Annotated in this window: 12 protein-coding genes and 1 tRNA gene; 10 read left to right on the top strand and 3 right to left on the bottom strand. The window is 47.0% G+C overall.

Annotation, left to right across the window (positions count from 1 at the left end; all coding sequences use genetic code 11):
• Window positions 1–160: 160 nt before the first annotated feature.
• From LTAR_RS07240 to LTAR_RS07285, 8 genes are all read left to right on the top strand, one after another.
• Window positions 161–1,231, top strand: a complete 1,071-nt coding sequence (locus LTAR_RS07240; RefSeq protein ID WP_062421534.1) for a zinc ribbon domain-containing protein — start codon at window positions 161–163, stop codon at window positions 1,229–1,231.
• Between the two features lie 31 nt (window positions 1,232–1,262).
• Window positions 1,263–2,459 carry a DUF3298 and DUF4163 domain-containing protein gene (locus LTAR_RS07245; protein WP_062421535.1) on the top strand — a complete coding sequence of 399 codons (1,197 nt, stop codon included), beginning with the start codon at window positions 1,263–1,265 and terminating at the stop codon, window positions 2,457–2,459.
• A gap of 213 nt (window positions 2,460–2,672) precedes the next feature.
• Window positions 2,673–3,128, top strand: a complete 456-nt coding sequence (locus tag LTAR_RS07250) for a hypothetical protein (RefSeq protein WP_062421536.1) — start codon at window positions 2,673–2,675, stop codon at window positions 3,126–3,128.
• A gap of 88 nt (window positions 3,129–3,216) precedes the next feature.
• A tRNA-Arg gene (locus LTAR_RS07255) sits at window positions 3,217–3,290 on the top strand.
• A gap of 600 nt (window positions 3,291–3,890) precedes the next feature.
• A complete protein-coding gene (deoC, locus tag LTAR_RS07270) occupies window positions 3,891–4,598 on the top strand; it encodes a deoxyribose-phosphate aldolase (protein WP_062421539.1) in 708 nt (235 codons plus the stop codon).
• Between the two features lie 231 nt (window positions 4,599–4,829).
• The gene (locus tag LTAR_RS07275; protein ID WP_062421540.1) at window positions 4,830–5,801 is read left to right on the top strand and encodes an ROK family protein; all 972 of its coding nucleotides are present in this window, start codon (window positions 4,830–4,832) and stop codon (window positions 5,799–5,801) included.
• Between the two features lie 69 nt (window positions 5,802–5,870).
• Window positions 5,871–6,557, top strand: coding sequence for a cyclic nucleotide-binding domain-containing protein (locus tag LTAR_RS07280; protein ID WP_062421541.1), 687 nt, complete (start codon window positions 5,871–5,873; stop codon window positions 6,555–6,557).
• An 18-nt stretch (window positions 6,558–6,575) separates the two neighbouring features.
• Complete coding sequence (locus tag LTAR_RS07285) at window positions 6,576–7,268, top strand: aspartate/glutamate racemase family protein (protein WP_062421542.1); 693 nt, start codon at window positions 6,576–6,578, stop codon at window positions 7,266–7,268.
• Here the strand turns inward: LTAR_RS07285 and LTAR_RS07290 are convergent, their stop codons facing one another.
• A complete protein-coding gene (locus tag LTAR_RS07290) occupies window positions 7,269–8,087 on the bottom strand; it encodes an LLM class flavin-dependent oxidoreductase (RefSeq protein WP_062421543.1) in 819 nt (272 codons plus the stop codon).
• 35 nt (window positions 8,088–8,122) lie between these two features.
• Complete coding sequence (locus LTAR_RS07295; RefSeq protein ID WP_139044452.1) at window positions 8,123–9,742, bottom strand: histidine kinase N-terminal 7TM domain-containing diguanylate cyclase; 1,620 nt, start codon at window positions 9,740–9,742, stop codon at window positions 8,123–8,125.
• Window positions 9,743–9,966: 224 nt separating this feature from the next.
• Between LTAR_RS07295 and LTAR_RS07300 the strand changes: the two genes are divergently transcribed.
• Window positions 9,967–11,562, top strand: coding sequence for a sensor histidine kinase (locus LTAR_RS07300; RefSeq protein ID WP_062421545.1), 1,596 nt, complete (start codon window positions 9,967–9,969; stop codon window positions 11,560–11,562).
• Complete coding sequence (locus LTAR_RS07305; RefSeq protein WP_062421546.1) at window positions 11,559–12,215, top strand: response regulator; 657 nt, start codon at window positions 11,559–11,561, stop codon at window positions 12,213–12,215. The genes LTAR_RS07300 and LTAR_RS07305 overlap by 4 nt, the downstream gene beginning before the upstream one ends.
• A gap of 66 nt (window positions 12,216–12,281) precedes the next feature.
• On the opposite strand, the gene LTAR_RS07310 is transcribed toward LTAR_RS07305, so the two are convergent.
• The gene (locus LTAR_RS07310; protein WP_062421547.1) at window positions 12,282–13,172 is read right to left on the bottom strand and encodes a hypothetical protein; all 891 of its coding nucleotides are present in this window, start codon (window positions 13,170–13,172) and stop codon (window positions 12,282–12,284) included.
• Window positions 13,173–13,183: the final 11 nt, after the last annotated feature.

A 13,183-nucleotide genomic window follows, 5' to 3' on the forward strand; every position in this document is an offset into this window, starting at 1 on the left:
GATCACATACCCTGACACTGAATCTTATTTCCCCTTGCTATAACTGATTTCTGGGAAAAGGTAATAGAAAATCAGGTGTCTTTTCAGGAAAATCTGCACTTTCTTGAAATATCCTTCGTATAATAATTGAGTACACTGGCGGTAATGTGGAGGAGAATTAATGGCGCAAAAAAACCTCGGCTATGTTGAATTGGAATGGACCTGCCCCAATTGTAAAACTCGTAACCCCGGCTTGAAAAAGACCTGCCAGAGTTGCGGTGCACCACAACCGGCAGATGTAGCCTTTCAATCCAAAGCCGATGAACAGATCATCACAGATGCAGAAAAGATCAAACAGGCTGAAAAAGGCGCTGATATTCATTGCGGTTTTTGTGGAGCGCGTAATCCAGCCGATGCAACCATCTGTTCACAGTGCGGCGGTGATCTCAAGGAAGGAACGAAACGCGAATCCGGTCAGGTAATGGGAGGATTCCAATCAGGTACTGAGACGAAAATCAAATGTCCGAGCTGCGCCAGTGAAAACCCGGCTAATGCACAAATCTGCTCCAAATGCGGTTCACCACTGAATGCCACCGTCAAACCTCAGGTAACTCCCAAAAAAGGCCTGTCGCTGGGCTGCCTGATCGCCCTGGGTATAGTTGCCCTGATCGCCATCATCGGGATCATTACATTGATCAGCCTGGGTGCCAAAAAGACCGCTCTCGTGGGAAACCTGTCTGGCACGGCCTGGGAACGGGTTATAGCTATGGAAGAGTATGGCCCGGTGGAAAAGGAAGACTGGCGGGATAGTGTTCCATCTTCGGCTATTCTGGGTACCTGTACCGATCGTGTTCGTGACGTTTCTGATTCACCTTCAGGCAATTCAGTGGAAGTTTGCGGTGAACCATACAAAGTGGATAAAGGCAACGGGGTGGCAGAGGTTGTGCAGGATTGCAAGTATGAAATCCACGATGATTATTGTTCTTACACTGTGGAAGAATGGCACAGAGGTCAGGATGCGGTGGCGAAAGGTACCGGGTCAAATGTTTACTGGCCGAACCCTGGTTTGGATAGTAAACATCGCGAAGGATCGCGTTCTGAAACGTATACTCTGTACTTTACGGCAGATGGGAAAGATTATACTTACGAGACGTCTGATTTCCAACTTTACCAACAGGCTGAACCCGGGTCATTGTGGGATCTAACAGTTAATGGATTTGGAAGTGTTGTAGAACTTAAACCGGTAAACTGATTAAGAATTCTTCTATTTAGTGGAGATTGAAATGAAAACCTGGCGATTAACCATCGTTCTTTTTACCCTGACAGTTGGTGCTCTTTCTGGCTGTATCGGGAAAGCGCCAATGGAAAAACCGACCGCTGAGATCACAGCAACAGAAAAACCGCAGAGTATCTCTACAGTTACCAGCGAACCTGTATCAACTATGGCTCCCACACCGGATAAGGAGAAAATTGACGAATTAATTAAAGGATTTGCCGGAAAATGGATTGCTTATAACACCGTATCTCTGAAAACTGGTTTACCTGCAAATGAGAATCCGTCAACCCGTCTGGAAATAGCCAATACGCTTATTCGAGTGGACAATCAAGCCTGCACAACACCATCATTCTCAGTGAAAAACATCCAATTGGACGATTTTCTTAATGGGTATCCGGCACCGAATACCTCTATTTCGTTTTATGAAACGAATTTTCCCTTCCTTTCAACGGGATGTAATAATCTCGATGTTAGTGCTGTAGCACTGGTCAATTCACGCACATTGGCTGCGGTAAAGGATAACCAGCTTGTTTTCTTTGAGCCCGATAACAGCGTAAAAGAAAATGATCTAACTGTTGTATCAACCCTGGTGTCAGAAAACAGCGCAGACCCATTGTATGAAATCCATGCCCAGTTACCTGTTCTTGAAGCACCAGACAGCCAGAAATTGAATGATCTGGCAAAGAAAATGGTGACCGGTGAACTGGAAGGCTTTAAGAAACAATTTAAGGATTGGGAAATTCCACCAGAGATGGCCAAGCAGACCAGTTTCATGTGGATTGGCTATGATGTACCTCTCCTGACGGAAAACTTCGTCAGCATGCGGTTCTATGTAGATTATTACATGGCCGGGGCTGCTCATCCCAATCATTATTTCAAGGTTCTGAATTATGACAGGGCTGCCGGTAAAGAGATTCCCTTCAATGATCTCTTTAAAGATGTATCTGCCGGATTAAATTACCTGGCCAAAGCCTGTAAGGCTGACCTGTCTAAACCAGATTTTCCTCTGTTTGAAGAAGGACTGACGCCTTCAAAGGAAAATTTCACCAACTGGAATTTAACGGAAGATGGATTGCGTATCAGTTTTGATCCTTATCAGGTGGCTCCCTATGCGGCTGGTCCACAGGAAGTGGTGATCCCCTTCAAAGATTTGAAAAATCTGGTCAATGAAAAAACTTCTGTTGGTGCATTTATTGCACGTTAACTGTCAGGTGTCCTCTGAAAGGTATGGGTGAGCAAATGTTCACGAAAAGTTGTTATAATACAACCATGCCGTTCGTTGACCTCCAACCTGACATCCAAAATACGGAAACACCATTGCACCCCGAAGATTGGGCTTTCTGGAAAAGCAGGTCGTACGAAGATCGCATGGCAGAATTGGAAAAAATCCGGCAGTTGCATTTTGCAGGCAGGGATAATGTTCCAACCAGACTTCTTGGAGTTGTTGAAACTACTAAACGAAGAAAAAGTTGAGTACCTCATCGTGGGAGGGTATGCCGTAGCCGCCCACGGTCATCCCCGCTTTACTCGAGATCTGGATATCTGGGTTAACCCGACGATCCAGAATGGGAAACGAATAGTCTCTGCCCTCGATAAGTTCGGTTTTCATTCATTGGGTTTGAAACCTGGCGATTTTACCCAGCCGGATACCGCTATCCAGTTGGGATACCCGCCATTGCGGGTGGTTTTTGTCACTGAAATGGACGGGCTGACGTTCAAACAATCGTATCCGCTGCGGGTGGAGCGTGAAGAACAAAATTGCCCTATTTATTACATTGATCTGATCAGTCTGATAACCAATAAGAAGTCAACTGGCCGCGAGCAGGACCTGGAAGATGCCGAGTTCCTCTCGCACATGCTGGAAGAGAATTGATTTTTAATTGTGGTCTCATACTCTCCTTGACGTTTTTTTGACCACAAGGTATATTTAGGGTGCGCGTGAGAAGCACGCGTGATTGTATGCCCTCGTAGCGCAATTGGACAGAGCGTTTGCTTGCGGAGCAAAAGGTTGCAGATTCGAATTCTGCCGAGGGCACAAAAATCCACCTAAACGGGTGGTTTTTTTATCAAGGTTGCAGGCCCCCAATGAGGGGACGGTGTCCGAAATCTGCCGAGGGCACAAAAATCCACCTAAACGGGTGGTTTTTTTTATCAAGTTTGCAGGCCCCCAATGAGGGGACGGTGTCCGAAATCTGCCGAGGGCACAAAAATCCACCTAAACGGGTGGTTTTTTTATCAAGGTTGCAGGCCCCCAATGAGGGGACGATGTCCGAAATCTGCCGAGGGCACAAAAATCCACCTAAACGGGTGGTTTTTTTTTATCAAGGTTGCAGGCCCCCAATGAGGGGACGGTGTCCGAAATCTGCCGAGGGCACAAAAATCCACCTAAACGGGTGGTTTTTTTTTATCAAGTTTGCAGGCCCCCAATGAGGGGACGGTGTCCGAAATCTGCCGAGGGCATAAAAATCCACCTAAACGGGTGGTTTTTTTTATCAAGGTTACAGGCACCCAATGAGGGGACGGTGTCCGAAATCTGCCGAGGGTAAACAGAATCGCCTTGATGAAAGAGCGTATAATGCAATTCACTATCCATAATCTCAACCATCTCTGGTAAAACCAGAAAGGATGAATGATCATGACCGCTTTGAACAGCAAAACCATTACCCTGAAACAACTGGCCAAAACCATTGACCACTCACTTCTCACTCCAGACCTGAATGAAGAAGATGTAAAGGCTGGATGTGAATTGGCTGCCCGATACCAGGTGGCTTCCGTATGCGTCAAACCGTGGGATGTCAGGCTGGCTGCCGGAGTTCTGGCTGGAACAGATGTAAAAGTGGGTACGGTAATCGGTTTCCCCCACGGCAGTTCAACCATGGAAACCAAGGTCTTTGAAGCCAGGAAAGCAATAGAAGATGGAGCCGTTGAACTCGATATGGTAATTAATATAGGGGCCATGCGCAGCGGCCAATATGATTATGTTCGTAAGGAAATCCATGAGGTTGTTGAAGCCGCCAGAGGAAAAGCCCTGGTCAAGGTGATTCTTGAAAATGCCTACCTTACAAAAGAAGAGATTGCCCGGGGTAGTCAATTGGTCGAAGAGGCCGGTGCTGATTTTGTTAAAACATCCACCGGATTCGCTCCTACGGGTGCCACCATTGATGATCTGAAACTCATGCGAGAATCCGTCAGTGAAAAAGTGAAGATAAAAGCCGCTCATGGCATTCGAACTCTCGACTCGCTGTTGGAAGTAATCGATGCCGGGGCAACCCGAGTCGGTGCCCGGTCAACGGCAGCCATGTTGGATGAATTTGCCGCCAGATATCCTGATAGATTAGGATAAACTTTCCTGGAAAGATGTATAAAAAACACGAACAGTTCATTTTGCACTTGTTCGTGTTTTTAACTTTGTTTGGTAAATGTACATCTGTAAATGGAGTGAAAGGAATAACTTTCGTTTTCTTCCCAATAGATGTACACAATTTTCACACTTTGACGTAGAATACCACGGTAGCATTACACTTTTTGTGTAGTGCTAAAATTGTGTATATTTCTTTTCTTCTGGGTGGTCTGGATGGCGAAATACATCGGTGGTGATCTTGGGGGAACCAATGTGCGGGCAGGTATTGTTGATACAGAAACGGGAGTGGTCACGAATCTGATTTCAGTACCTACCATCGCACGTGAAGGACAGGAGGCCGTACTTCATCGTATGGCGGATCTGTTCTTGAATGTGATCAAATCCAGCGGACACAAAGTAGAAGATATCGGCGGCGTTGGGATTGGTGCTCCGGGAAGCATCGATATTGAAAACGGCCGGACTATTTTTCTTCCCAACCTGTACGGCCACTGGGAAAATGCCCCTGTTGCGGACAAAATAAAGGAATACACCGGGTTAAAAACATATCTCCTGAATGACGTGCGGGCGATAACCTTTGGTGAATGGAAATTTGGCGCCGGCCGCGGTGCACGTACCATGGCTGTTTATGCCATTGGCACCGGAATTGGCGGCGGTATGGTGATTGATAATCAACTCCATCTCGGTCTTGATGGTACCGCCGGTGAAGTGGGGCATACCATGATTGATTACAACGGTCCGTTGTGCGGATGCGGCAATCATGGCTGTCTTGAAATGTATGCATCGTCTCCGGCCATTGCAGCCGCCGGTTTGAAAGCCGTTGTTCAAGGTTGGACAACAAAAATTGGTGAGCTTGCCGGGTATGATTTGAACAAGATCACTGCAAAAACCGTCAGCACGGCAGCACTCATGGGTGACCCGGTAGCAAGGGAAATATACGAGAAAGTCGGTTTTTATCTGGGTATTGCCATTTCCAATACCATCTTGACCATCGCTCCCGACAAAATTGTAATTGGCGGAGGTGGGGTTCAGGCGGGAGATTTATTGCTGGAACCCATCCGCAAGACAATTAAAGAACGCGTGAAAATGGCCAATGTGGATAAAATCAGCGTTGTTCCTGCAGAACTGGGCGACAATGGCGGGGTCATTGGTAGCGCTCTCTGGGCATATCAACGCAACCAGGCATAAAGATTTTGCGGTGATGATTTCACCGTTTAAACCTTTCAAAATTCCTGTTTCATGGGGGAAGTTGTGGCAATGATTGATAATAATCCTTCTCATACCACATCCGATATGTATGCCCGGTTTGCACAGGTTTATAAGAAAAACGATATCTTAATGACGGAAGGGGAAGAATCGGACGACAGCATCTATTTGCTGCTTGAAGGTTCTGTAGGGATTTTCCGGAAGATCGACGGTCGTGATGTTCTGATTGATTGTATTGATGCCGTTAATTTCTTTGGCGAGTTTGAGGCAATTAATGGGGGAAAACGACTGAGTACCGTCAAGGTCTTAACGGAAACGCTATCCACATACAAATTCCTACGGTCTGACCTTCAAACCATTATTCAGAATAAAGAGTGGGTCGAAATGCTGCTCATCCGGCTCAGCAAAGACCTCATGAGTTTTGCCAATCGATATGTGGTAGATGAAGCCAGCATCAGTAGACTGCTGGATGAAAAAGATGAAACCAATAAGAAACTGGCCGAGTTGTTTCTTTTAATTAATCAGGTATTGAATAACATTATTATTTCTGAAACACTGCCAATACAAAGCCGTGAACCATTAATTGCATTAATCGGAATGATCAAAAATTATCTTGCCTGCAAACTACCGGAGATCAACAACCTGATAGAAAATACAGGTACCCCTGATTTTAGACATCTATATAAAGAAAACCTCATACCAGAGAAGATTGCAACAAACCTGACAAAGTATTATTGATCACGTATAATTCTTTCCATGAAAACAATTGGACTTCTGGGTGGAATGTCGTGGCAGTCAACGGTGCATTATTACCGGATTATCAATGAAGAGGTAGCCAGGCGTTTGGGCGGTCTGCATTCGGCCAGGATTTTGCTTTCGTCAGTAGAATTTGCAGAAATTGAAGAAATGCAGCATTCAAATCGCTGGAGCGATGCCGGGAGTATACTGGCCAGTCAGGCAGTTGGGCTTCGCAATGCCGGGGCTGATTTTGTGTTAATCTGTGCCAATACAATGCACAAGGTGGCTGATCAGGTGGAAAAGGTCTCCGGCCTGCCGGTGTTGCATATTGCAGATGCCACAGCCGAAGCGGTCAAACGCGCAGACGTTAAAAAAGTCGGTCTTCTTGGCACCCGCTACACGATGGAAGAAGATTTTTACCGTCTACGCCTGTTGGAAAAGCACAGATTGGATGTGGTCATTCCAGAAGCGGACGACCGGATTTTCGTGAACCGGGTGATCTATGAGGAATTATGCCAGGGGATTATTAACCCGGAATCAAAGAAGGCATACTTGAGGATCATAAAAGATCTGGCAGACAGAGGCGTTGGGGGAATTATTCTGGGTTGCACAGAAATTGAAATGCTGATTACGTCAGAAGATTTCCCACTGCCTCTGTTTCCCACCACGTGGATACATGCGATGGCAGCAGTGGATCGCGCCCTGGAATAGTCAGATTTTCGGGGGTCCGGCTTTGATTCGCTTCAAGACGGCCTCTTCTCCTTTGGCCGTCCACTGGGCTTCCATCCACCAGGTAACTCCGTGAGTGCGGTAATCGTGCACAATTTCCAGTGTGTCTGGTTGAGTGGGATCTGTCTCCCCTTCCATGATGATATCAAAGAATGGGTTGGGCGAATTCTTCTTTACGAAATCCGTCATATCTTTTACTGTTGACAGATCGGGATGCCCCATAGCCACCTTTCCATCGGCTCCAATAAAATTGGGGAGCAGACCGTCATATTGCATGGCTCGATGCATAGATTTCATACTTGGCCAGGCACCTACCACCCAGATGGGTATTCTTGGCTGCTGGACTGGTGGGGAGGGGATATTGAATTCGGTCGGCTGGATATGGTAATGGTTTCCTTCAAACGCAAAAGGTTGGCCTTTCCACAAACCTGTCAGAATTTCCAGACCTTCATCCATTCTTTCAGCGCGGACTTTTCGTTCAGTTGGCAGGCCAAAATTCATAAAACCAGTATCCACCGCACCCAGACCGACAGAGAGTATGACTCTTCCACCGGAGAGATTATCAAGAGTAGCCGTCTCGCTGGCCAGTTTCCACGGTGCCAGCACGGGAAGCGGGGTCAACATTGTTCCCAGACGGATCTTTTTGGTTGACATGGCGGCGGCTGTGAGGCAGATCCAGGCATCTGTCCCCCATACCGGTTCCCAGACAAAGAAACCATCCCACCCGGCGGACTCTGCTTTTTCCGCACAAACAGCGGCAAACCGGGCATCTCCAAAGGGCAATACAAAACCATATTTCATGGCAGCCCTCCTGTTTTTATTCTTAATTCATTGTATCAATCAGAGATTGCCCCCGCAATAACCCGATTCCTTCCTTCTAATTTCGCGCGATACAATGCTTTGTCGGCTTCTTTGATCACTGTATCAATGTCAGATCCCTGATCGGGGAAGATTGCGATTCCGGCGGATAAGGTGATTTGAACTTTCTGCTCTGAGATGTCCAAAATCGTACTCTCGACCAAAACCCGGGTCGAATCTATCCGGGAAAGAGCGGTTTCAATTGTGGTATCGGGCATCACAATGATGAATTCTTCTCCACCATATCGGCACACAATATCTTCCAGCCGAAAAGATGACACCAATATTCTGGATAACTGCTGTAAGACACCATCTCCCACCAGATGACCATAGGTATCGTTCACACGTTTGAAGTGATCGATATCCGCCAGAATAATGCTGACGGGATATTGATCCCGGCGTGCCCGGGCAAATTCTCTCTGCATGGCATCCATAAGATACCGGCGGTTGTACAGGTTGGTCAACGGATCACGGATGCTTTCTTCCTTCAATTGATGTTGCAATTTTTGAATCTCTTCTATCCGTTTTTCCAGTTCCTGATTGGCCTGGTTCAATGAATCTTCCATGTTCTTGCGTTTTGTAATATCCCTCAAAATTACCAGACTGCAATTGGCGTCTGCTTTCGATCCGGTCAGTAGAGTAAATCGGACGTCAACAAAACGCTGGTCATCCTGGGTTTCCTGATAAGAAAGAATTTGTGTTGTAGAACGTGATTTTGACACAGAAATGGTTGATGACAGCTCTGGTAACACATCTGCCAGATGGTCTCCTATTTTGATGTTTTCGCCATTGGCAACCATCTTCCGCGCACTGGGATTAATATCGATGATCCTTTGCTGATCGTCAAGAACAATCATGCCATCGAGCATCTGTTCGACCAGTGTCTCCCGCGCGATGGGAACCAGGTCAAGCAGGCGGTAGTAATGCATGCTCCAGGCAAAAATCACTCCGGTAAAGAAAGTAGATATCGGCATCCAATCCAGGCCGGGGATCGGGGAAATGTTGAATATATATAAAACGCCAGACACTACAGGTATTAAGGTCGCTACCAATATCGTAATGGTTTGTTGCCGATATGGTGCCTTTTGGAACCGCAATCTGTCAATGAGCACCACCAGATTGAAACAATAAAGACAAAACTGGAAAATATTAAAGATCCAGAACCAGATCCCGTGAGAATAGACAATGATATTTAGTTTATCTGAACCTGTGTAAAACGCATCCCAGATCAAATTGTGATATTCATTGGTCCAGGCAAGAATCAATGTAATTAATGAAATCGCGGCGAGTACGACAAGCAAGGACGGATTGGCCCATTTCCAATTGTTAGTATATGAAAGGATTAAAAGGAAACAAAGCGGTGCCGCCCAGACAAATCCGAAATATTCCATTTTCGACCAAAAAATCTTACCTGCCAGACTGGCAGTGACGGCTTCGATTCCAGAGAAAAAAGCCCACAGAGTAACGGAAAACATGAAATACATCAGGATCTTTCCGGTCAAAATATACCGGCGGTGCCAGGTGTTGATACCCAGTATCAGGCTCAAAGTGGCTGTAAGAAATAAAAACCAGGCGTGGGGAGGGAAAAAATAGTTCAAATCAAGACCCGTTTGACTTATGAAATTGAAATACAAAATACCTGGAAAAAAAAGAAGAAGGTTTAATCATCTGTAATGTGATTTATTGGAACGAAGAAAACAATAAGCCTATCATAAACCTTCAACCAGCTGCCTGACGTCTGATATCCAATTGTTTATCCTTTTTTTATCTTGCGGCAACCCGCACCCATACTGCTTTATTGATACAATTTTCATACCAGATTATGTCATTACCTTCCCTTCCTGATTTTTCCCTGCCGGCTTCTTATTCGGGCGATCTGCAGCGCGCACTGAACCGGGTTGCCTGGGAATTGACCGTTTCATTAGATGCCGATGCCTGCCTGGTCTACTGGGTAACGCCTGATGGACTCTGCATTCCACTGGTGGCGAGCGGGGTTGTTTCAGAAGGGGAACGCAATCTTGTGTTTTCCACCAGTCTGGATTCTTCCACTGATTTGCTGGTGGATTATGTGCTTTCACACCGTACTTCAGTGGTTTCCGGAAAAGTAAGTACGGATCACCGAATTTCACCCTCAATATTGACCCAACTGGAAGCCAATGTTGCCCTGGCGGTGCCTGTTATTGGGAACAACCGCATTATGGGAATGGTCATTGCCATGCGGCGGCAGCGTTTTACCCCCTTTACCCTTAACCAGGTTTCACTGGCTGAAGCAATATCAGGTTCGATCGCTCTGGCATTGGAGAATGCACAGCTCTACCAGGCTACCCGCGATCGTCTGTTGGAGACCCAGTCTCTTCATCAGGTGACTCTGGCTTTACTGCAAAAGCTGGAACTGGAAGAAGTGCTGCAAATTGTCTGCACCGAAGCCCAGCACCTCACTGGCGCAAAAGGAAGCTCAATTGGTCTGGTGGAAGGGGAAGAATGGCTGCGTATCATGTATTCCACGGGCGAATCGATGGAAAAAACTGGCCGGGTGCCTCTGGGACAGGCACTGCTCGGGTTGGCTATAAGGCGGGGAGAACCCCTTTTGATCAATAATAAACCCGGTCTTAAGGATGGCGTGACGGTTGCTGCGCCGGTTTCGATTCTGGCCATCCCGTTACGGGTGCAGGGTCAGATTATCGGTGTACTGGATGTGGTCAATAAAGAGCATGGCTTTACTCAAGACGATGCCCGATTGATCGAATTATTTGCCAACCAGGCGGCGGTGGCGGTGGAAAATGCTCGTTTAGCCAAACAGGTGCAGGAAATGGCGGTGGTTGAAGAACGGCATCGTCTTTCGAGAGAATTGCATGATTCAGTCAACCAGCTGCTTTACGGCATGGCGTTATATACCCAGGCTGCCCAGCGTAAACTGGAAAACGGTGATCTTGACGCCGTCCGCAGTCATTTGCATAACCTGGAAGAGTCGACCACGGAAGCGCTGAAAGAAATGCGGCTATTGATCTTCGAACTCCGTCCGTCTGTTCTCGATCAGGCTGGTTTACAGGGGGCGCTCACCCAGCGATTGCGATCAGTGGAAGAACAACTGGGATTGGTTACGGCATTCAAGTGGCGGGTCAATATTACCCTGGATGCAAAGATCGAAGAAATGTTGTATGGTATAGCTCAGGAAGCATTGAATAATGTGGTTAAACATGCCCATGCAAAAAATGTCACCCTGCATATCATCCAATCGGGGCATACGGTTATTATGAAGATCGAAGATGATGGAGTAGGATTTGACATGGGAATTAAAGGTAAAGGTGGGATTGGTCTACGGACCATGCGGGAAAGAGCGGAAGCCCAGAAAGCCAGTTTGACCATTCAAAGTGCGCCCGGTCGGGGGACCAGTCTGACGGTAGAGGTGAAAATATGAGCGACAAAATTCGTGTTCTGGTAGTTGATGACCACCCTGTGGTACGAAAAGGGTTGATTGCCATGTTGGATACAGAAGATGGTATCCAGGTGGTTGGCGAAGCCAGTAATGGAAGAGATGCTGTGGAACAGGCTGTAGCTTTGCAACCGCAAGTGGTGTTGATGGATCTGGTGATGCCCGAAATGGACGGAATAGAAGCCACCCGGCAGATCAAACAAAGAGCTCCATCCGTGAATATTCTGGTTTTAACCAGCTTCAGCACCAATGATAAGGTTCTGCCTTCTTTAAATGCGGGAGCTATTGGATATTTATTAAAAGATTCAAACCCTTCAGACCTGGTTCGCGCCATTCATCAGGTTTCACAGGGCGAAGGTTCGCTGCATCCTGCTGTCACCCGGCAGGTGCTGCAGCAATTCCATGGCCCTGTGGAAGATGAAAAACAGGTGGAAGAATTAACCGACCGCGAATTGGAAGTGCTACGGTTGATGGCGCAGGGGTATAGCAATCAGGAAATCGCCAAATTACTGGTACTCAGCCCGGCTACCGTGCACACCCATGTTAGCCGTATTCTCACAAAATTAAATGTGGCCAGCCGCACGCAGGCAGCGCTCTATGCTCTGCGTAAAGGATTAGTCACTCTGGATCAAAAATAACTCCTACTGGATAAGAAAGCCGGACGAGAAGATTGTGAACTCGCCCGGCTTTTATTTGTGCTCTTGTTATTTTGCAGTCTTATGAACCTCACGATGGAATACCTGATCAACGAATGGGATATCTTTCGCCGTCATAATCCAACCGGTAAGGGCGCCAAAGAGAGCCATAGAGGATGAAATCTCGATGAAGTGGGCATGTGCCACAGCGGCGGGCATCAACGGATTGGGGAGGATAAGAGAAATGGATGGCAGCAACGAAAAACTCACTGCAATTGCCAGAATGGTGAACCAGCGTTTTTCAAACATCACCAACAGCGGCAGAGCAGCTATGACCCAGAGTGCACCGCGAGCGATCTGAATTATGGTCAATAGCGGTTGGGCTGTGGTGATGGATGAGTGAGCGTAGAATTCGCGTACGGCGGCAGACTGCCAGGCGACAAAGTATCCAAAGAAAAAGTAAATCATCGGATAGATCACAGCGATGATGGCCAACCGGGGGAGGTATTCTTTCTTGAAAAGCGGCTTTGTTACAGCGCTTTCACCTTTCCACCGGTTCATCACCAGCATGGCGAGGGGGATGAACAAAATTGTGCCAACCAGAGCTGTCAGGACCAGCAAAAGCACATCTGCTATGGAAAGGCCGGGGAATGCGCTGCCAAAAATGATGGTTTCTATCTGCATCATGAAGGTGGTGATCCCAAAAACAGACCAGAACATCAGTGCAGCCAGCTTCCAACCTCGCAGCAGGGTATTTTCAAGAAGTAGAGCAAAGATTATGGCCACAACAAATCGGTCAATCAGCAGGAGAAGCATGGTTTGGGCGTCTGCAGTTGCCTGTGCCGCGCGGACTATTTCTGGTTTGGGTGTAATGGCCGAAGAGAATATGTTGACGACCAGGCCGATCAAAGTCAGGCCAAGTACCTGAAGGATAAAGATAAAAGTCTTTTTTGCGCTCATTTTTTCCTTTA

Origin of the sequence: Leptolinea tardivitalis, from assembly GCF_001050275.1 — a bacterium.
In the GTDB taxonomy this organism is placed as follows: Bacteria; Chloroflexota; Anaerolineae; order Anaerolineales; family Anaerolineaceae; genus Leptolinea; species Leptolinea tardivitalis.